The sequence below is a fragment of the Colwellia sp. MB3u-4 genome, from assembly GCF_014077065.1.
Classification (GTDB): Bacteria; Pseudomonadota; Gammaproteobacteria; order Enterobacterales; family Alteromonadaceae; genus Cognaticolwellia.
On the sequence record NZ_JACGVE010000086.1, the window covers coordinates 32,206 to 52,930 of the forward strand.

At 38.2% G+C, this 20,725-nt stretch carries 15 protein-coding genes; 9 read left to right on the plus strand and 6 right to left on the minus strand.

The window, feature by feature from the left end; genetic code table 11:
* Positions 1-54 precede the first annotated feature (54 nt).
* The 4 genes from udk to H4J61_RS13660 all read left to right on the plus strand — a co-directional run bounded on the left by udk (position 55) and on the right by H4J61_RS13660 (position 3,548).
* Positions 55-699, plus strand: coding sequence for a uridine kinase (gene udk / locus H4J61_RS13645; protein ID WP_182136811.1), 645 nt, complete (start codon positions 55-57; stop codon positions 697-699).
* A gap of 90 nt (positions 700-789) precedes the next feature.
* Positions 790-2,034 carry a NupC/NupG family nucleoside CNT transporter gene (locus H4J61_RS13650; RefSeq protein ID WP_182136812.1) on the plus strand — a complete coding sequence of 415 codons (1,245 nt, stop codon included), beginning with the start codon at positions 790-792 and terminating at the stop codon, positions 2,032-2,034.
* A gap of 100 nt (positions 2,035-2,134) precedes the next feature.
* Positions 2,135-2,908 carry a deoxyribose-phosphate aldolase gene (gene deoC, locus H4J61_RS13655; protein ID WP_182185414.1) on the plus strand — a complete coding sequence of 258 codons (774 nt, stop codon included), beginning with the start codon at positions 2,135-2,137 and terminating at the stop codon, positions 2,906-2,908.
* Positions 2,909-2,969: 61 nt separating this feature from the next.
* Positions 2,970-3,548, plus strand: coding sequence for a thymidine kinase (locus H4J61_RS13660; protein ID WP_182185415.1), 579 nt, complete (start codon positions 2,970-2,972; stop codon positions 3,546-3,548).
* A gap of 130 nt (positions 3,549-3,678) precedes the next feature.
* On the opposite strand, the gene deoA is transcribed toward H4J61_RS13660, so the two are convergent.
* The 3 genes from deoA to H4J61_RS13675 all read right to left on the minus strand — a co-directional run bounded on the left by deoA (position 3,679) and on the right by H4J61_RS13675 (position 8,811).
* Complete coding sequence (gene deoA / locus H4J61_RS13665) at positions 3,679-4,995, minus strand: thymidine phosphorylase (protein ID WP_182185416.1); 1,317 nt, start codon at positions 4,993-4,995, stop codon at positions 3,679-3,681.
* A gap of 12 nt (positions 4,996-5,007) precedes the next feature.
* Positions 5,008-5,427: a cytidine deaminase gene (locus H4J61_RS13670; protein ID WP_182185417.1), complete on the minus strand. Its 420-nt coding sequence runs from the start codon at positions 5,425-5,427 to the stop codon at positions 5,008-5,010.
* Between the two features lie 207 nt (positions 5,428-5,634).
* The gene (locus H4J61_RS13675) at positions 5,635-8,811 is read right to left on the minus strand and encodes a TonB-dependent receptor (protein WP_182185418.1); all 3,177 of its coding nucleotides are present in this window, start codon (positions 8,809-8,811) and stop codon (positions 5,635-5,637) included.
* A gap of 695 nt (positions 8,812-9,506) precedes the next feature.
* Between H4J61_RS13675 and H4J61_RS13680 the strand changes: the two genes are divergently transcribed.
* From H4J61_RS13680 to H4J61_RS13700, 5 genes are all read left to right on the plus strand, one after another.
* Complete coding sequence (locus H4J61_RS13680) at positions 9,507-10,148, plus strand: TetR/AcrR family transcriptional regulator (RefSeq protein WP_182185419.1); 642 nt, start codon at positions 9,507-9,509, stop codon at positions 10,146-10,148.
* An 8-nt stretch (positions 10,149-10,156) separates the two neighbouring features.
* Positions 10,157-11,377: an endonuclease/exonuclease/phosphatase family protein gene (locus H4J61_RS13685; RefSeq protein ID WP_310650066.1), complete on the plus strand. Its 1,221-nt coding sequence runs from the start codon at positions 10,157-10,159 to the stop codon at positions 11,375-11,377.
* 91 nt (positions 11,378-11,468) lie between these two features.
* Positions 11,469-12,899: an alkaline phosphatase gene (locus tag H4J61_RS13690; RefSeq protein WP_182185420.1), complete on the plus strand. Its 1,431-nt coding sequence runs from the start codon at positions 11,469-11,471 to the stop codon at positions 12,897-12,899.
* Positions 12,900-13,541: 642 nt separating this feature from the next.
* On the plus strand, positions 13,542-15,020 hold the full coding sequence (locus tag H4J61_RS13695) for an NAD(P)/FAD-dependent oxidoreductase (protein ID WP_182185421.1): 1,479 nt from the start codon (positions 13,542-13,544) through the stop codon (positions 15,018-15,020).
* A gap of 1,129 nt (positions 15,021-16,149) precedes the next feature.
* The gene (locus H4J61_RS13700; protein ID WP_220460897.1) at positions 16,150-16,551 is read left to right on the plus strand and encodes a CBS domain-containing protein; all 402 of its coding nucleotides are present in this window, start codon (positions 16,150-16,152) and stop codon (positions 16,549-16,551) included.
* 218 nt (positions 16,552-16,769) lie between these two features.
* Here H4J61_RS13700 and H4J61_RS13705 read toward each other — a convergent pair whose 3' ends face one another.
* The 3 genes from H4J61_RS13705 to H4J61_RS13715 all read right to left on the minus strand — a co-directional run bounded on the left by H4J61_RS13705 (position 16,770) and on the right by H4J61_RS13715 (position 20,670).
* Positions 16,770-17,282 carry a regulatory protein RecX gene (locus H4J61_RS13705; protein WP_182185422.1) on the minus strand — a complete coding sequence of 171 codons (513 nt, stop codon included), beginning with the start codon at positions 17,280-17,282 and terminating at the stop codon, positions 16,770-16,772.
* A 283-nt stretch (positions 17,283-17,565) separates the two neighbouring features.
* Entirely contained in the window at positions 17,566-18,870 is a 1,305-nt protein-coding gene (locus tag H4J61_RS13710) for a hypothetical protein (protein WP_182185423.1), read from the minus strand.
* 612 nt (positions 18,871-19,482) lie between these two features.
* Entirely contained in the window at positions 19,483-20,670 is a 1,188-nt protein-coding gene (locus H4J61_RS13715; protein WP_182185424.1) for a cystathionine beta-lyase, read from the minus strand.
* Positions 20,671-20,725 lie beyond the last annotated feature (55 nt).

The following is a 20,725-nucleotide window of genomic DNA, read 5'->3' on the forward strand; positions in this document are numbered from 1 at the left end:
CACAATAAATAATAACTTAACCCTTTTTTAATCAAATTTTTAAGGCTCTCTGTTTTGCAAACCAATAAACCGACGATTATTGCGGTAACCGGTGCTTCGGCATCTGGTAAATCACTTTTTGCGCAAACTATTTACGATGAACTATTACCTGAGCTAGGGTCAAGTGGTATTGCTATTATCAAAGAAGATGCTTACTACAAGCATCAATCGCATCTCTCGATGGCTGAACGTATAAAAACAAATTATGATCACCCTAACGCTTTTGAACATAGTTTGTTGTCGCAACATCTAAGTCAGTTAAGTGCAAATAAAAGCGTTGATATACCCACATATTGTTATAAAACACATACCCGATTAGATGACACTCAACATTTAGCACCAACACCCATCATTTTAATTGAAGGTATTCTTTTATTTGCCGATCAAGAACTGAGAGACAAATTTGATATTAAAATATATATTGATACCCCGCTCGATATTTGTCTAGTGCGCAGAATAAAGCGAGATACCCTTGAACGTTCTCGCAGCATAGCGTCAATCACCGAACAATACTTAACCACAGTTCGACCTATGTACCACCAACATATACAGCCAAATAAAACCTTTGCCGATATTGTAGTGACACGTGGTGGTAAAAATAGAATGGCAATAGAAATGCTAAAAGCAAAAATTCGTCAACTCATGCAAAGACGTCTTTAAATTTGCACGATTTGAACAAGCAATAAAATTAAAAATTGATGTCATTAAAATAAATATAATAACGATAACAAAACAATTTATGAGGTAATTATGGAATTAGGTGCACTTAGAGGCGTCATTGGCATTTTCGCGTTATTGGCAGTGGCGGTCTTTTTCTCTAAAGATCGCAGCGCAATTAATTGGCGAACCGTAGGTTTTGCCTTTGCATTACAGATATTACTCGGTGCATTTGTACTTTATGTGCCCTTTGGTAAAGATATTTTAGGCTCGATAACCAATGGCGTTCAACAAGTTATTAATAGTGCACAAGCCGGCATAAACTTCTTGTTTGGTGGTTTAGGTACCGATGCCATGTTTGATAACGGCGTTGGCTTTGTTTTTGCTATTCGTGTATTGCCGGTTATTATCTTTTTCTCATCGCTTATCGCAGTACTTTACTACCTTAATATTATGCAATGGGTAGTAAAAATTATCGGCGGTGGCTTACAAAAACTATTAAAAACCTCTAAACCTGAGTCATTATCTGCCACAGCTAATATATTTGTTGGCCAAACAGAAGCCCCCTTAGTTATCCGCCCTTATATCGCCAAAATGAGTCAATCAGAGCTTTTTGCCATTATGGTCGGTGGTTTAGCATCTGTCGCAGGCTCTATATTGGCTGGCTATGCTGGTTTAGGCGTGAAACTTGAATACTTAATTGCTGCATCGTTTATGGCCGCACCTGGTGGCTTGCTGATGGCAAAATTACTCATGCCTGAAACAGAGGTCATTAACAATGATTACAGCGATGTAGAGTTGGCTGAAGCAGAAGCTAAACCGGTTAATGTTATTGATGCTGCTGCCACAGGTGCCGCTTCAGGTTTAAAACTAGCGGTTAATGTAGGCGCCATGTTGCTGGCTTTTATTGCAATTATCGCATTACTCAATGCTATGGTGTCAGGTTTTGGCAGCTTATTAGGCTTTGAAGGCGTAACAATTGAATGGCTACTGGGTTATATTTTTGCCCCTTTTGCCTACCTTATTGGCGTGCCATTCGACGAGATGTTGCAAGCAGGTAGCTTTATCGGCCAAAAAATTGTCGTTAATGAGTTCTTTGCCTACGTAAATTTTGTTGAAATTAAAGATACCCTTTCCCCAACAACTCAAGCGATTATTACCTTTGCTTTATGCGGCTTTGCTAACTTATCTTCCATTGCCATTTTATTAGGTGGTATTGGCTCAATGGCACCTAATCGTCGCCCTGACATTGCACGACTAGGTATGAAAGCCATGTTAGCCGCGACTATGGCTAACTTAATGAGCGCCGCTATTGCTGGGGTTTTTGTAAGTTTATAATTAACTAAAAGCTGTAAAGGTTTAGCTTTCAGTTTTAAGCTGTCAGCTCTCAGTTATTTGGGATTAGTTATTAGTGGGCAATTTGGGTTTTGAGGTGAAGATGAGTACTATTGAACAATACGCACAACGTGCACTTAACATGATGGATTTAACCAGTTTAACTGACGTTGAAAGTGCCGATGATATTATTCAGCTTTGTCAAAAGGCTAAATCACCTTGTGGTAACACTGCCGCTATCTGTATCTTTCCGCGTTTTGTGCCCTTAGCAAAAAAAACCTTAGCGGCACAAGGTACGCCTGAGATAAAAATTGCCACGGTAACTAACTTTCCACACGGTAACGACGATATTGATATTGCTGTAGTTGAAACTAAAGCCGCGGTTGCCTATGGCGCAGATGAAGTCGATGTTGTATTTCCTTACAACGCCTTAATAAAGGGTAATGACAGCGTCGGCTTTGAACTCGTAAAAGCCTGCAAACAAGCTTGTGGTAATAACACCAAACTAAAAGTTATCATTGAAACCGGTGAGCTTAAAACTGACCCGCTTATTATTCAAGCGAGTGAAATTTGTATCGCTGCCGGTGCTGACTTTATTAAAACCTCAACCGGTAAAGTTGCAGTAAATGCCACACCTAGGGCAGCCAAATTGATGCTAAAGGTCATTAAAGCTAAAAATATTGAGGTAGGTTTTAAACCTGCTGGCGGCGTAAAAAACGCTGAAGATGCTGCGGTTTATCTTGATTTAGCAGCTCATATTTTAGGCGCAGACTGGGCGACTAAAACCCGCTTTAGATTTGGCGCCAGCAGCCTATTAACCAACTTACTTAATACCTTAGGCTCGAGTAATAAAACGGCTGAGCCAACAAGCTATTAAGCACATTGCACCCAACAGATTAAATAGCCTCAACAACCCTAATTAGGATATCAATATAGCGATGGCGCAATTATATTTTTATTATTCAACCATGAATGCCGGTAAGTCGACTCACTTATTACAGTCTTCGTATAATTATCGTGAACGTGGTTTAAACACATTGCTGTTCACCGCACAAATTGATGACAGATTTGCCAAAGGCAAAGTCTCATCTCGATTAGGTATCCATGCTGACGCCTTATTATTTGATGATAAATCAAACATCTTCGAGCAAGTAAAATGCCAAATAAGTAGTAGAAAAATTGCTTGTATATTAATTGATGAAGCCCAGTTTTTAACTACACAGCAAGTTAGGCAATTAACCGATATTGTCGATGAATTAAAAACTCCCGTTTTAGCTTATGGTATTCGTACCGACTTTCTCGGTGAAACCTTTGTTGGTAGTGCAGCACTGCTCGCCTGGGCTGATAAATTAGTAGAGTTAAAAACCATTTGTCATTGCGGTAAAAAAGCAAATTTTGTTATGCGCTGTGATGAACATGGCAATGCGGTTAAAGGTGGCAAACAAATAGAAGTGGGTGGTAATGAGCGTTATGAGTCTTTATGTCGCCGGCACTTTAAAGCCCTTGTTTGGCATTAACTAAGCAACTACCCTATTTACATTAAACATAACTCGTAAAAAGGAATGCCATGGCATTCCTTTTTTGTTGTGCTTATTTCAATAGCGCTAATTTATTAATACGACTCTATTCATACAAAGTTTATTAAAACTAAGCGGAAATGGTTTGATAAATAACCGGTTGTTGCTCAGCCTGCTTGCTATCAATCACTAAAGCCCCTTGATACTGTAGACTAGCTAGTAGTGCTGAGCTTTCATCTCTAGCATGCACTCGAGCCACCACATCACCACGGTTAACTAAAGTGCCAATGGGTAATACTCTGTCAAAACCAACACTATGGTCAATTTGCTGACCATTTGCTGTGCGTCCACCTTTTAAGCCCACCACAGCCAAGCCAATATCACGGGTTTGCATAGCATTAATATAACCGTGATCTAGTGCAATAACATCTTTAATACATGCGGCGCGTTGCATTGAACGCCAAGGATCTTCCAGAAAGTCACTTGGGCCACCTAAGGCATGGATCATTTTACTGAATATTTCAGCTGCAGCGCCAGAGGTCAGTGCATGGTTAATTTTTACTAATGCGGCATCTTCATTATCCACAACTTTTGCGCTAACTAACATAGCTTTAGCTAATGCAACTACCACGCCATGCAAACGAGGTTCACGCAGCGAGCCAGTTAAATATTTAACCGTTTCGGCCATTTCCAAGGCATTACCCGCGGTTGCACCTAATACTTGGTTCATATCAGTGATAATAGCTTGTGTCGGTACACCGGCGCCATTAGCCACATTAACAATACTTTGTGCTAGCGCTTTGGCATCAGCAATATTTGACATCATAGCGCCGTTACCCACTTTGACGTCCATGACTAAAGTATCAAGCCCTGCTGCTAATTTTTTTGACAATATAGACGCAGTGATCAGGGGTATAGATTCCACCGTGGCAGTAATATCGCGTATGCCATATAAGCGTTTATCGGCAGGCGCTAAATTATCCGTTTGAGAGATAATCGCCATACCCAAATCTTTTACAATCGCTTTAAATTCAGCAATACTGGGTTGAACATTAAAGCCGGCAATACTTTCTAGTTTATCTGCTGTTCCGCCGGTGTGGCCCAAACCACGCCCTGCAATCATAGGAACATAAGCACCACAAGCGGCCACAATAGCCGCTAACATAAAGCTGACCTTGTCGCCAACACCACCGGTTGAATGTTTATCAACCACTGGGCCGTCTAATTCTGGCCACGACAACACATCACCTGAATTTTTCATCGCCATGGTAAAGTCGATAATTTCACGGGTTTGCATGCCCTTTTGAAAAATTGCCATGGCCATTGAACCGGCTTGAGCATCATTAAAATCTAAGTTAACTAAACCATCAACAAAGCTTTGAATTTGTGCTTGCGAGAGTGAACCACCATCACGTTTGGTACGAATTATTTCTTGCGGTAATAACATGAACTAAAATCCTTATTTTTCAAGTAAATCTTTGGGCGTAAAAGCATCAGGTAATAATTCATTAACTGTCCATTGCTTTTGATCATTGTTGTGATTAACCGCCATAACAAGTGCATCGGGCGCTAAAAATTCAACAATAACTTGTCGACAAGCACCACAAGGTGGCGTCAATTTTTCTTGATTAGTATAAATGACAATGGCTGAAAAGGCTTTTTCACCTGAAATAACCCCTTGGGCTAAACAATTACGTTCAGCACAAACGGTTAGGCCGTAAGAAGCATTCTCTACATTGCAGCCTTTCACTATTTTACCGCTAGCGGTTAACGCTGCCGCACCCACATGAAAGTTACTATAGGGTGCATAGGCGCTTTCAAAGCCCGCTTTCGCGGCATTAACCAATCTTGATATTACATTATCTTCAATATTTGACATTATAAAAACCTTTATCTGACCAAGTGGTCAACTTATGCTCTATCGTAATAAATCAGTAGGAGAAATGCAACTGAAAAAAAACGTTAAATAAAATCTATTACAGCCTATTGTAATCAACTTATTTATAGCAGGTTATTTAACGGTAAATTAAAAGATAAAAAAAAAGCCAACATTACTGCTGGCTTTGTTAGTCAGGTTTATGAATAATTAGAAGGTATATTTAACACCAATCTTCATAGACCATGCAGACTCACGATCTTGGAATCTAGCAGGCGTCTCTCCTGCAGAAATATTTGCACTTTCGTACACGTATTGACCGGCATCATTAATACTGTAATCGAGTAATTCTGTTGCAGATTGGCCAAATGGTAATTGGTAAACACGTGCAGCACCTTCATCAAAAATAGCTAATGCGTTTTTAATATCAACATAGAACAAACCTTTATGCCCAGCTAAGAACCCTGGAATTTCTTGTTCAAAGCGTAAATCCATCGTCGTTGTCCAAGGCGCTGTATAAGCATTCTTGTCAAGGTAACCACCATCAGAGCTAATACCCGCGGTTGCTAACTCGGCCATAATTTCGTCGTAGCTTAAGCCATTATCAAAATCGACCGCACCGTCACTCGCACCCGTTGGAATATAGGGTAAGTTTGCGGTAGTAAGATCTAAATTGCCTGATAAACCGTCACTGTCGTTATAACCTAACAAGTAACTAAATGGTCTACCTGATTTACGCTCCCAAAACATATGCATACCTGTGTTATAACCTTCAAACATTTCAGTATTATATGAAAGGTTAAACGTTAAACGATGTTTAACTTGATATGCTGATGTACCTATACCAGGATGCTCAGGGTCAATTACTGGGTTATAGTTATATGCAGTGTTTGACGAAGTGCCTGTGGCATCTACACGGTTGCGAATGGTTGAATGAGTATATGAAAAGTTAGCTTTAATACCGCTCTGCCAGTTCTTTGCAATGCTCAGTGTTTCAATTATCGTATGACCACCAGACGTATTGGTTAATAATACATCACGGGCATCTCTGTCAGCGATGGCAAAAGTGTAAATCGGACGACCTTCAACCGTTAAACCATTATTACCTTTTGAGGTATCTAATGTGCGCGAAAGATCAGACCAAGCCATATCTTTTTGAATGTCTTTGTAAAGCACTTCACCACTAATACGCCAATCGTCACCTAAACCTATGTCACTTAAATTAGCAACATAATCTGCGGCTAAACTATATTGCCACGTAGTAGGTATTTCAAAATTTGGATCAATGGCATCAATGTTAGAGTTTGGTCCACCTAACTCAGATTGTGCAATTTGATCTTGTGCGTGCTGCGGAATACCGCTTGGGTCTGCATCTTGTAAAAAGGTGTTTGCTGCAATGTCATCACCAAAACTACGGTATAACGCAATTCTAGAACCGTCATTACTGAACGCATTTGAGATGAATACATTGGGACGGCCACCACTAAACAGACCCGCGCCACCACGGATAGTCAACTCATCAGTTGCGCTCCAAGTAAAGCCAAAACGTGGTAGAATAATGTCTAAACCGTCAAGGTTTTCATTATTGGCATAAGCATAGCGATCGAAGAAGCTTTCATTAAAGTTTGGTGCCTCATCATTGACCGTTGATTCATAACGTAAACCATAAGTTACGTTCAGTGAATCATTGACATCCCAACTATCTTCAATATAAAAAGCGTGATTTTCAAGCGCAAATTCAGCGGCGGCATCATCACGATTTAAACTTGGATTATTTTGGTATTCAAACGAGTCAGCTTTACCCGCTTCAAAATCATCAATACTATCAAAATACCAAGAGCCTAAAAAGTGTTGCATAAAGAGGTTATAAACATCTACTTTTTCGTATTCCCAACCAAATGAAATCGCATGATCTTCATACAAATAATCACCACTGATACGAACTTGTAAGGTCTCATTGGTTAACTGGTTTGCGTGGCGACTGTCATCAGCGCCCAACATAATTTCGCCGCCATTAACGGTGTCAATTTTAACTTCACCAAATTCATAGCCACCTAGAGATACTTGACCGTTAACAGATTCTTTTTTCGAGACCTTAACTTCTGTTGAAAAGTCTTGATTCCAGTTTGAAAATACTTGAGCAACATAAGTATCGAATTCGTTAGAGCGATTATACCAATGAGAAGATAGATATAAGTCATCAGACCTACCTTCACCCTGATTACCGGCGCTATTACTAGAGCCATGAGCATAGGTAAAAGTCGCGCGATGATCTTCATTAATATTCCAATCTAACTTTAATGAATATTTTTCATCTTCTAGTGGAATAGAGTTATCCCAACTACCGGCATCATAACCATATTTACTTTTAGCAATATTGACCACACGATCAACTTCTGCTTGCGACACTTGGCTAACTTTGTTGGCTACATTTGAATCTGACGGGCCTTTGTCTACCGCACTGGGTGATTCAAAAGTTTCGTATGACGCGAAGAAGAATAGTTTGTCTTTAATAATTGGACCGCCGAAAGTTGCACCCCAAGTCTCTTCATCAAATTTTAGATCAATTTTATCGCCATCATCTGTTTCAGGTGTTCCTGCCCAAGCATCTTTAGCTTGCTCAATAAACATAGAACCATGAAACTCGTTAGTACCCGACTTAGTCACTACGCTAACTTTACCACCAGAAAAACCACCTTCTTTGGCGGTAAATGGCGCGATAGCAACACTGATTTGAGCAATTGAATCAAAAGCAATCGGAGAACGTTCTGTTGGGTAACCGTTACCTGCTAAACCAAAGTCATCGTTAAGGTTCACACCGTCAACCGCTAAGCTGTTATATTTAGGGTTACTACCTGCTAAAGATAAGGTATTGCCGTCATTACTAACAACGGCCATTGGATTTTGTCGAACAATATCTTTTAAATCACGGTTAAATGCAGCTGATTTAGTTAAATCATCACCGCTAAAGACACTTGATGAGCCTTTTGACGGGTCAAAGAATGTTGAAGAACCTGTTACCGCAATACGCTCAATATTAGTATCGTCTAATACTTCACTGATTCGAAATACATCACCTAAAGTAATGTAAATACCTTTAAGTGTTTTGTCGGCATAAATATCAGAGTCGATCGTGACTGTGTATGGACCACCAACACGTAAACCTTGTGCAGAGAAATTACCCGTGTCGTTAACTTTTAAAGTTTTACGCGTACCTGAAGGTTCGTGAACAATAGTAATCGTTGCATCAGTAACAACACTGCCATTGTTGGTTAGAATGTTACCGCGCATTGACGATGACGTATCATCAGCCATGGCCGATGTTGACAAACCAAGCGCAAGTATAACTGCGCCCGTAATCCTTGAGAGACGATGAATTTTCATCATATTATTCCTTGGTGTAAGTTAAGTTTTTATTTGTTAAGTGTTTTATGTAAGTTTTACTGAGCTCATTTCAAGCTATTTATTATTTTTTTAATACTATCTCGGTGAAATTAAAACAGAGTTTTCTTACATTATCATTACAAAATTTTACAGGTCACCTGCTGAGAATTTACATTTTTTAACTTCACAAAACAGCAAAACAAAGCGAATGCGCTTAAAGCTATAAATAACAACAGCCTAACCTTGTTTTTAAAACATGACTAAAAATAGCTTATAACTATAGTCACATTAAAACAGATTAACTATAACAAAAAATGATAAAAACAAACCATTTGGTCAAGATAAAATAAAGTATGATTTTATCTAAGTTAATAAAGGCCTGTATTAACTTAGATAAATTAACCATAGGTAAATTTATCTAAGTCAACTATTTTTAAAAATATCAAAAAATGCTGATGAAAGAAGACCAAACTTATTAAACAGTGTCTTAACACTATATTTAAACTAAACTGGCCAGTTTTTAACTCCTCAGCATGAGTTTATTGATATATGTAGCAGATTAACTCCGTAAAATTTCTAACAATTTTACCAGTGTTAATAGTAATTTTTTATCGGCTGAGCATAAGCTAACAACTGTAATATTGACCTAATAAAATAGTGTTAATGAATATAAAAATATAAAGAGAAAGGTTATTCGCGTGAGCAACAATACCAGCAATACCAGCAATGAAAAGCAAGGAAGTATTCGGGCCCGAAGTGAAGCTGTTATTTTAGCGGCTGCCCAAAAAGAGTTTATTCTCCAAGGTTTTAAAGGTGCTACCGTTCAATCTATTGCCGATAGCGCGAATCTGCCTAAAGCAAACGTATTATATTATTTCAAAAATAAAGAAAATATTTATCATGCGGTATTACAGTTAACCTTAGATACCTGGGATCAAGGTATTGGTGAACTTGATATTAACGATGGTCCTGTTGTGGCGATTGAAAAATTTATTGCTTCGAAAGTAAAAATGTCTTTTGAACACCCTCAGGCATCAAAAATTTATGCCATGGAAATCATACAAGGGGCGTTGCATTTAAAAGAGTTTTCTCGCACTTATTTACGCCAATGGGTAAGAGAAAAAGCTAAAGTATTTCAAGTGTGGATAGATAGCGGTGAAATGAAAAATGTTGATCCGGTAAAACTTATTTTCTTAATTTGGTCTTCAACTCAACATTATGCTGATTTTGAACAACAAATATTAACCATTATGAATCGTGCCGATTACGAAGAAGACGATGTAACCCAAGTAACCGAGTTTTTAACTGATTTTATATTACGGGGTTGCGGCCTAAAATAGGAATTTATATGCGAGTATTAAGCTATTTACTGACAACTACCTTGTTAGTCTATTCAGGTATTGCTATGTCACAAACGTCAAATAGTCCAAGTCCAACCTCTAGCCTACGCATTGCTACTTTCAATGTCAGCATGGAAGCATTAAATTACTTACCTGCAAAATTAGGCAAAGAACAAAAGCCCACAGGAAATGAGTTAGCCGTAGCGTTAGTAGAAAATCATCAACAAATTAAAAATATTGCTGAAATTATTCAACGCGTAAATCCTGATATTATTTTATTGAATGAATTTGACGGTAATGACCCTAAACATCAATCACTAAAACGCTTTTTAAGCGATTATTTAGCAAAAAGTCAGCAAGGTAAGACTGCGGTTAACTACCCCTATTTTTATCAAGGCCCAGTTAATACGGGTGTTGCTTCTGGTGATGACTTAAATAATGACAACAAAGTAGGTGAATTACCCAATGATGCCTATGGCTATGGGCTTTTTTCAGGGCATTTCGCCATGGCATTGTTATCTAAATATCCTATTGTGGAAGAGAAAATCAGAACATTTCAACTGTTTAAATGGCGCGATATGCCAAACGCCCTAATACCCGTAAATCCTGACTCAAAAACACCTTGGTATAATGAACAAGCCTGGAGTAATTTTAGATTATCATCTAAATCTCACTGGGATATACCACTGAACGTCAATGGTAATGAAGTGCACATTTTGGCAAGCCATCCTACCCCACCAGTATTTGATGGGCCAGAAGACAGAAACGGTAAACGAAACTTTGATGAAATACGTTTTTGGACTGATTACCTAACCCCGAGTGCTGCCAGTTATATTTATGACGACAATAAGCACTTTGGTGGTTTAGCTCAAGATAAAGCTTTTGTTATATTAGGTGATTTAAATGCCGATGCTATAGAGGGCAGTGCAATAAAGTCGGGCATTGAGCGCTTAATCAATCATCCCCGTGTTATTGATGCCAAGCCAAGCAGCGAAGGTGGAAAGTTACAGCGAAATAATAATGCCAATGCAAAATATCACACGGCATTTTGGGGCATGCGAGCTGATTATGTTTTGCCTGCAAAAGCACAATTTAACGTACTTGGCTCAGGTATATTTTGGCCAAAAGAAAATGAAGCTGAGTTTCGTTTAATTAAAGACCGTGCTGCCTCGTCAGATCACCGACTTGTTTGGGTGGACCTAGCGTTTAAAAATCCAATTAATAAATAACTGTTCTATATCAACCGAGTTAAATTCGACAGAGTTAAATTCAACAGAGTTAAGCAGTTATATTTACCAATAATATTTAACGGAAATCAATATGAAAAAATTCATTCCAACCTTATTAACCAGCTTGATGATCTTGTCTTGTGGTCAGCTACAAGCATCTGATGATGCTAAAACAAGCACTATTGCAGACAGTAGCCCGAAAAATATCATTATGATTATTGGTGATGGTATGGGCCCAGCATATACCAGCGCCTATCGCTATTTTCATGACGACCCTAATACAGCTGAAATAGAACAAACAGTTTTTGACCGTCACTTTGTCGGTAGTAGCAGTACCTATCCAGCTGCTGAGTCAGGTTACATTACCGACTCAGCGGCTAGCGCTACTGCATTATCAACCGGTATTAAAAGCTATAATGGCGCTATCGGCGTCAATGTTAACAAACAGCCCGTTGAAACCGTTTTGGAATATGCCAAACAAAGTGGCAAAAAAACCGGTGTTGTGCTTACCTTGCAAATTAATCACGCCACCCCTGCGGCTTATTTAGCTCATAATGTTCATCGCTATAATTACAATGCTATTGCCGACAGTTACATTGATGATGGCATCAAAGCCGACTTATATTTTGGTGGTGGCTGGAAATACTTTATTCGTGAAGATAGAAATATTGTTGATGAGTTTATAGAATCAGGTTTCCACTACATTGATAAATATAGTGAAATAAGCACTATCCCAGCAAATAAACCCGTACTAGGTTTATTTGCTAAAACTGGTTTACCTTGGGCCTTGGATGATACTAACAAGTACCGTTTATCCATGATGACACAAGCGGCAACAAAGCAATTAGAAAATGATAACGGCTTCTTCATGTTAATTGAAGGTAGCCGAATTGATTATGGCGGACACGCTCGAGATATTGCCGCCGCTATGCATGAAATGGACGATTTAGCCAAAACCTTAGAATACCTTGAAACTTATGTTAAAGAACATCCAGATACCTTAGTGGTGATCACAGCCGATCATAGTACTGGTGGCTTAAGTATTGGTAAAAAAACTGAACGCTCTAACGCTAATATCAACAGTAAATATTTATGGAAGCCAGAATTTTTACGCAGCATGACCGTGTCACCAGAAACAATAGCAAAACGTTTTATGGATAAGGAATTATCTCTGACACAACTGGGTGAGTTGCTGTCATTTAAAATAACAGCTGCAGATATGGAAAATTTACAACAAGCTAAACTTGCTGATCACCAAATTGTTAAGCAATTTAAATTATTAGCTGCTGATGTAAAAAAAGCTAAAAGAAAGCCTAGACCATACCAGTCTGTACTTAATGTTATCACCAAAATTATTGATATAAAAACCAACACAGGTTGGGGATCAATTAGCGCTTCAGGTACCCATACCGGTATCGATGTGCCTGTATTTGCCTTTGGCAAAGGCAGTGAAATGTTTTCAGGTTTTCAAGACAACACTGACATTGCCAAGAAAATTTTCACCCTATTAGGTAAAAAATAAAACAGCGCTATACCTACAAAAAAAGTAAAGCAAAACAAAGCAAAAGGCCGAGTAGTTTATAAATTATTTATAACTTGCTCGGCCTTTTGCTTTACTCTGTCCTGAAATGTGTTTTACCTGCAAGCGTATATTAGAACCTGTTGTGTAGACATGTCATAAAAAATGAGAATCGCGTCACGAGGTGAGAAAAATTAACATCATATGTGACTACGAATAATGTTTGAGACTACTAATCACTAAATTAGATTAACTGCTAATGATCACTTTTGCCACATAGAAGACCTAATTCACGCGTAAATTTATCTCCATAAATAGTCCGATTTTCTACTACAGGCCGCGTTCAGAATGAATTTATAACGCTAATTAATTGCGTGTAAAAATCGTTAGCTATTGGTTGTTCTTTAGGTCAACTGATCGCTAACAGATGACCTAGATGAGTTAATTTTAATTACTCCTTTTTCTTGCAAGCGCTACTCTCAATCTAATGTCTGCTACATGCTGGGATAGATGACATTAGCATATATTCCCTAAGGCGCTTTCGTCCACAATATTACTATTAGGCTAACATCCACTGTATCGGTTAAAATGTTCCTTATAGATGGTGACTGAGTCATCTATGGCGAAACAAAAAGGTAAAAAGAATTGGAAAATACACAGCATAATTGGACCACTTGTCAGGAATGTCAGGGACGCAGCAAAAAAAGGAGAAAGCTGCGCAAAAAAGTGAAACTCAGCTTTCAAAAAGCGTTAGCGCACTTTGAAGAAATGAATGCCCAAGGCACGCCCCCCGTTCAACCGAAAGGTCACCTCTATGATTGTTTGAAATGTAGCGGCTCTGGCTTAGTTCAATCAGCTAGTCATCCTACAGCCGATACAGAAAACTACCCACACGTTGCTATTATTGGTGGTGGCATAGGTGGAGTAGCTTTGGCGGTAGCATGTAAACACCGCGGTATTCCTTTTACACTTTATGAACGTGATAGCGGCTTTGGTGCTCGCTCTCAAGGTTATGGCCTCACGTTGCAACAAGCAAGTAAGGCAATCAAAGCATTAGGCATTTTATCACTAAAGCATGGCGTAATTTCTACAAGACATGTGGTACACACCACCGATGGCAAAGAGATTGGAGAATGGGGCATAAGAAAGTGGTTGCCGTCTGAGATAAAGACCTCTGTGAAACGCAGAAATATACATATCGCCCGCCAATCTTTACGCTTTGCTTTACTTGAGCAACTGGGTGGTCATGAGACTGTTAAGTGGGATCACCAATTAGTTGACTTTAAGGAAACTGACGGTGCGGCCGTTGATCTGATCTTTAAAGTTAACACTAAAGGAAAGACCAAGAACGAGAGCAGCGCAGAAATAAAGCATGTTAAGGCCGATCTACTTGTGGGTGCCGATGGTATCCGCAGTTCGGTACGAAAATTATTGATTGGAGATGATATAAAACCACTACAATACCTAGGTTGTATTGTGATTTTAGGTATCTGTCCTTTGGCTGATCTCAACGGGCTTGAAAGCCCTTTGCTCGACTCGGCTACGGTATTTCAAACCGCCAATGGCCATGAACGAATCTACATCATGCCTTATGATTCAGAGTCGGTAATGTGGCAACTTAGCTTCCCTATAACAGAGGAGAACGCTAAAGCCTTGAGCGCTAAAGGTCCTCAAGCACTTAAAGAAGAAGCCTCTAAAAGATGTCAGTGGCATGATCCCATTCCTCAAATTTTATCAGCTACTAAGTCAGCGCTAGTTTCTGGTTACCCTGCTTATGACCGTGAATTACTTAATGCAGAATTGTTGGAAAAAGCAGGTAAAGTAACCTTGATCGGCGATGCAGCCCACCCGATGAGTCCATTTAAAGGGCAAGGGGCGAATCAAGCGCTGTTAGACGCGCTATCATTAGCTCGGGGTATATCCATAGGATGTAGACCTATGTCTCAATGGCGAGAAGCGGGTGTAAGAGCAAGTGTATTAACTGAGTTTGAAGCAGAAATGTTGACCCGCAGTGCTTCTAAAGTGAAAGGCTCAGCAGAGGCGGCACAGTTCCTACATTCCGACGTTGTACTTCATGAAGGTGATGAACCAAGAGGACGATGTTTGCTCAGAGAAGAGGCATAATATCAAACAAGCGCCATATTAATACTTGTTCTTTATGGCTATGAGCGTGTTACTTTTTAAAGCTATCTGTTTTTAACGTCAAGCTGCGTTTTATCGCATAATGATCTGACCAAGTAAACTGTTCAATAGGCTCACGCGTGCAAATAATTGCAGATTTTGATATCCACAGGTGAGCAATCGCCAAAGTAAACAAGATAGGCAAATATGACTTGTTTGGCGATGAATTGACAGATTGGCTATCTCGCTGAGTGCCCCGAAGCGTGATAGACCAAAGCGCTGCTTTAATGACTACTTAGGCTAACTGTAAATGTTCATTTATCGAATTTGAACGGCAGCTTTGAGCCTTGAAGCGGTCATTAGGATTGAAAAAAGAGAAACCACTAAACGCTCATTTTTTTTGTCCCATCAAAATAAGCATAATAATTTTCTGATGATTTGTGACGTTATGACTGTTTTTCTTACTCGTTTTGCCCCGAAAAATAATAAATTATTTCACATGTCAGCCTACACCATCTATCAAGCCAGATAATCCATTCTCGACATTTTTGAAGAGCGATAGTTGTACTATTTAGCTAAGCCTTTTGGCAACTAACGTCTGCGGTAAACAAGTTTAAAAACACTGGGTATCAAAGCATAAAGCTATGGCTAGTTCACAACTCATCTAACTATGACTAACCCAACATGATGCTAATAAATGTTTGAAGCGTTTATTTAAAGCGAACTATCGAGCCTGCCATTGTTGACAGTAAAACGAAGATATTTATGATCGACTATTTAATATATAAGAGATTTTTTATTTGCATTTTTAATGGTTAAAATTCAAAACGATTGAGTTATAAAATTTATAAGGTGAATACCTACTGAGTAAATTTTATAGCTTGTATTTAGGCATTTTTTCGCATGAAAAAGTAGAACGCTTAATTAATCAAATGGCTATAACCATAGCTTATTCGCTTGTTTCATCGCTTATTATTCGCTGGATTGAAAAAAATTTATAGTATTCTTTGACTTATATTAGATATGCCGTTTATATTCTATTAAGCTCAATGACCGAAACTTAAGCTCAAAAAATATCCGGTCTATCTTTTTACATAATGAAAATTATTACTAAACTAAAAGGTGATTTACCATGCTTCAATCAGTTGGTTTGCGCGATTATATGATCACTAACCCAATCAAGGTCAAGGAGGATGATAATTTATTAGATACGATGAAAATCATCATAGATAATAAAGTCTCAGGGGTTTGTGTAATAAATGAAAAGAAAGTCCTCGTAGGCGTACTTTCCGAAATGGATTGTTTAGCCGCCATACTCGAAAGCACTTACAACAATATTGGTGTTGGTTTAGTGAGTGAATATATGACTAAAGAAAATATAGTTGTTGCTCACCCTAGTGATGACATTATCAATGTCGCTCAGGACATGCTACTAAAAAAACATCGTCGTCGACCTGTGATTGAAGATGGTAAGTTGGTTGGGCAGGTTTCTTGTCGGCAATTACTGACAGCAGTTAATAAATTTAATAAGTAAATTTCTTAACTTTATTAAAAGTACCATGTTTTTTATCACAGTACGGGCAAATAAGAGCAGTGACTTTATCTTCATTGATGGTTTGTTAGTCGCTTACACTGTTTTAGGCTTTATCAAACATAAGCCATGGTGCAGCATGCTTTAGCCATAATTGCTTATGTTTGATAAAGCCCATTTTTGATTGATGTAGCTATCTGATTAGCGACATTAGAAAGTGTTTATTTATCGCCTTGTTCACTGAATTTGACCGCTTTATCGGCGATTGAGTATGTAAAGCCTTTGGATATTAAATGCCGTAGCGCTTTTTGCTTTAATTTCATATCGTCAATAGGCTCTTCGCCAAACTTTCTGATCTTTAATGAAAGCGCCTTAGCAAAATAATCATCCTCAGACGTTTCTAACGCCCCAACACAGTCATTAATGATCTTGGATGCAAATCCCTTTACATACAATTTTTCTTTGATTTTATTAGGGCCAATATTTTTTTCTGATAAACTTGTCGTTAAGCGTGTTGCATAACGAAAATCATTAATAATGTCATGTTCTATCAGATAATTAAGTGCTGGCTCATTAAATTGAGTATCATCTTTAAACAACATATTGGCTTTTTGAAGTAACGCTTTTGCGGAGTAATCTCCATACCTTTCAATCATCCAAATCATATAAGATTTGACCCGATCATAAGAAATCACTTGTGGCTTTGCCTCTTTTTTACTTGTTTTTTTATACATGTGGCTACTTTGTTACTTTCAAAATCGGGTTTATTATAAGTCAATCTTGCTTATACCAATTTCATTAATTAGGTGGTCTACTTTATACGCAGGAAAAATGGCCAAATATAAGGTATTTATTTAATAACTAGTTGTTCTAATTATTAAATAAATAACGCAGTAGTTGGTTATTTTAACCAGTAAAAATCATCAGATAATTAGTGATATTGGTATTAAACGCTTAGGCATTAAATGTCTATCAAGGTTTGCATCTAAGGCCAATAAAATTGGCCTTAGATGATAATTAATTTTGATTACTACATTGCCATGCATTTAAATAAGATGAGTTAACAATAATGCCATCAAAGCCTTGTTCTTTTATCTTAATTAAACTTTTGAAGGCTTGACGATAGTCTTGATAAGCACCTGTCATCAACGCCACCATTTGCCATTCAAATGAATAACATAAATGATAATAATCGCTTAATGACCTGTTTTCTGTTGCAAATCTGATAACAGAACGTTTATGTTTATATACGCCATACTGAATATAGACTTGGTTATTTTCTGTCTGTAATTGATGATTTAAATTAATATTATAATCACTTAGCCACTCGCTCGGTAAAAGCTTAAAGTACCAATGTGGTTTTTCTGGCGTTAAAATATGCTCTGCAACTTTGATATTGTGCATATTAATATTTTTTTCAGCTGTGCTATCTGTTGCTTCTATATCGTTTTTTTTGTTTGTTTCATCTGTATTGCTTGCTAATGTTATAGCGAGGTTTTGCCCGTTTTCTTTAAATTCTGCACTATCATTAAGTGCTAGAACATTTGCTTGTCTGGTGATCTCGGCTTGCGTGTTATTCTCATCGTCAAACGCAGACTTTACTGCTATTGCTTTTGGCGCTAGTTTCTCTGTGTTTATATTATTGACTACATTTATTGTTGGCTGTGTTGAGCTATTATAAATATTTGACAATTTTTCTAGCAAAGGGGCTACTTGCGGGCCTAAAAGTAATCCGGCCATTAAAGCAATGAACAGTTTAAAGTTAATTGATTTGAAGTTAAATAAGGCGATTTTTGACTTAAGAGTGAGGTTTTCATCAAGATTAATAGGGTAAATTTTACTTTGATAATATTGGCTAATTTCCCCTGAGCTATATAATTTTTCTAATAAGGTATGTCCCCATAATTCAATAGTCAATAATGAGCTACCATAGCGTTGCCATGCCAGTAGCTGTCCTAACAAGCCATGTATATCCGTTGAAATCAAATCAGCATTTTCAAATGCCCAAATAGTGATAACTTCTTTGTCTTTGTTCTCAATTAAATACTGCTTGGCATTTTCAAGGAACTGTTGGTTATTTTCTATTGAGGAAAACTGATCGATACCCGCCGTTACTAAGACACGAGTTAAATCATCGAGGTGCTCAATTTTTCCTGGTAAAAAAACAACTTGATGATGTTCAGGGATATTTTCAATATAGGTTTTTTTTAAACTCGCTAACAGCTTTTCAGATTTGCTGGTAATAACTCGGCAAACTCCTGTTTCTATCACAGAATATAAAAGTTGAAATAAACCTTTTCTTATGGGTGAATCATTATTCATTCAACTCTCTTATATCAAGTACTATACATAGAACACGGATCACAACTTACTTTGCCATAATGCTGACTATAATTATGATTTCTCACATATTACAACAAGGCAAAGGATGAAAACAAGTAAACTGTTTTGATCATCCCTCACTCGTTGTGTTCGGGTATGTTTTAAAAGCAGTAAAGCATTAAGCGTTTGATATTTGGCCTTTGATCTTTATAACCCGTATCAGGATCTGTTAGACAATAATATCCGTTGAAAATACGGCTAAACGATGATGTTCAAAAGTGCTTGCAGGCAAACACTTTATTGTACTTTATCAGTGCACGCCTAAAAAATGCTAACGTGTGCTGTTTTACCCTAATAATTAAGGAAAAAGATAATTCAATGAAAAGTGCTTTATCTTGCGATAAGTTGTAGCGATGCAAAATAGGTCATGCTCATAGCCGCTAGAAAACGGCTTTGAATCAATTTATGATTAAATTCAAAGTCCGTTTAAAAGGCTTTATTTAACATTAGTCGTTAAACAAAATTTGCTACTGACTCTTAAGTTAAGTCACTTGCTATTTTTAAGTTCACTACTGCAATACTAACTTGACAGATTAATGATACAAAATGCTCTTAACTACCTTGTTGCTCAAGCACTTGATTAAAATGCGCAAAGCCTTGTGCTAAATCGTCAATTAAATCATCAACATTTTCCAAACCCACATGCAAACGAATCAAGGGAAATTGATATGGCCAAGTGGTTGCAGTACGCATATTATTAACCTTTGAAATACCTAAAACAAGGCTTTCAAACCCCCCCCACGAATAACCCATTTTAAAATGTTCCATGCTGTCTAAAAATGCCGTTAGTGCCGCTTGATTCCCCTTGTTTAATACAAACGAAAACAAACCATTTGAGCCGGTAAAATCACGCTTGAATGCTTCATGACCCGGGCAAGATGGAAGCGCTGGATGCAAAATAGTTTCAACTTCTGGGCGCGTTGACAACCAATGCGCTATTTTAAGTGCACTGGCCTGATGCTGCTGTAAACGTACGCTTAATGTTCTAATACCCCGCATGGCTAAGTATAAGTCATCAGGAGAGGTACATTGCCCCATAATATAGCTGCTTTCACGCAGTTGTGGCCAATGCTCAGCGTTTGCTGTTGCGGTACCTAACATGACATCTGAATGGCCAACAATATATTTTGTCGCTGCTTGTATTGAAACATCGACACCGTAGTCAAAGGGTTGAAAATTTACCCCTGCTGACCAAGTGTTATCTAACATCACGATACAGTTGTGCCTATGAGCCACTTCAGCGATGGCGGGAACGTCTTGCACTTCCATGGTAACTGAGCCCGGTGATTCAAGAAACACCACCCGGGTATTCGCTTTAATTAACGCTTCGATACCTGAACCAATCAGTGGATCATAATAGGTCGTTTCAATACCTAGCTTAGCTAATATTTTATCGCAATAATCACGGGTGGGTTCATAGGTGCTATCAACCATTAAGATATGATCGCCCGTTTTAACAAAGGCTAGTATGGCATTAGTGATTGCCGCAGTACCAGACGGATATATGGCACAACCTGCGCCACCTTCTAACTCGGTCATCGCATCACTAAAAGCGAACGATGTTGAAGTACCACGACGGCCATAAAACAACACCTGATTAGTTTTATTTGCTGTGGCATGCTTCATTTCTTTGACCGAGTTAAATACTACGGTAGACGCGCGCTCTACGGGTGGGTTAACGACACCGCGTGTCCATTGGCTTTTGCGGCCGGCATTAATCAGTTTTGTTTCTTTTTTCATCTCTAGGTTACATTCCACGGTTGTATTTTTTGGATATCGCTCGATAAGGGACTTA

What these genes read in the sequence shown, in the direction of transcription:
- H4J61_RS13700 (WP_220460897.1), top strand. Translation starts at nt 16,150, where the DNA reads ATGCTTCAATCAGTTGGTTTGCGCGATTATATGATCACTAACCCAATC.
- deoC (WP_182185414.1), top strand. Translation starts at nt 2,135, where the DNA reads ATGAGTACTATTGAACAATACGCACAACGTGCACTTAACATGATGGAT.
- H4J61_RS13705 (WP_182185422.1), bottom strand. Translation starts at nt 17,282, where the DNA reads ATGTATAAAAAAACAAGTAAAAAAGAGGCAAAGCCACAAGTGATTTCT.
- H4J61_RS13660 (WP_182185415.1), top strand. Translation starts at nt 2,970, where the DNA reads ATGGCGCAATTATATTTTTATTATTCAACCATGAATGCCGGTAAGTCG.
- H4J61_RS13650 (WP_182136812.1), top strand. Translation starts at nt 790, where the DNA reads ATGGAATTAGGTGCACTTAGAGGCGTCATTGGCATTTTCGCGTTATTG.
- deoA (WP_182185416.1), bottom strand. Translation starts at nt 4,995, where the DNA reads ATGTTATTACCGCAAGAAATAATTCGTACCAAACGTGATGGTGGTTCA.
- H4J61_RS13715 (WP_182185424.1), bottom strand. Translation starts at nt 20,670, where the DNA reads ATGAAAAAAGAAACAAAACTGATTAATGCCGGCCGCAAAAGCCAATGG.
- H4J61_RS13685 (WP_310650066.1), top strand. Translation starts at nt 10,157, where the DNA reads ATGCGAGTATTAAGCTATTTACTGACAACTACCTTGTTAGTCTATTCA.
- H4J61_RS13690 (WP_182185420.1), top strand. Translation starts at nt 11,469, where the DNA reads ATGAAAAAATTCATTCCAACCTTATTAACCAGCTTGATGATCTTGTCT.
- H4J61_RS13675 (WP_182185418.1), bottom strand. Translation starts at nt 8,811, where the DNA reads ATGATGAAAATTCATCGTCTCTCAAGGATTACGGGCGCAGTTATACTT.
- H4J61_RS13670 (WP_182185417.1), bottom strand. Translation starts at nt 5,427, where the DNA reads ATGTCAAATATTGAAGATAATGTAATATCAAGATTGGTTAATGCCGCG.
- H4J61_RS13710 (WP_182185423.1), bottom strand. Translation starts at nt 18,870, where the DNA reads ATGAATAATGATTCACCCATAAGAAAAGGTTTATTTCAACTTTTATAT.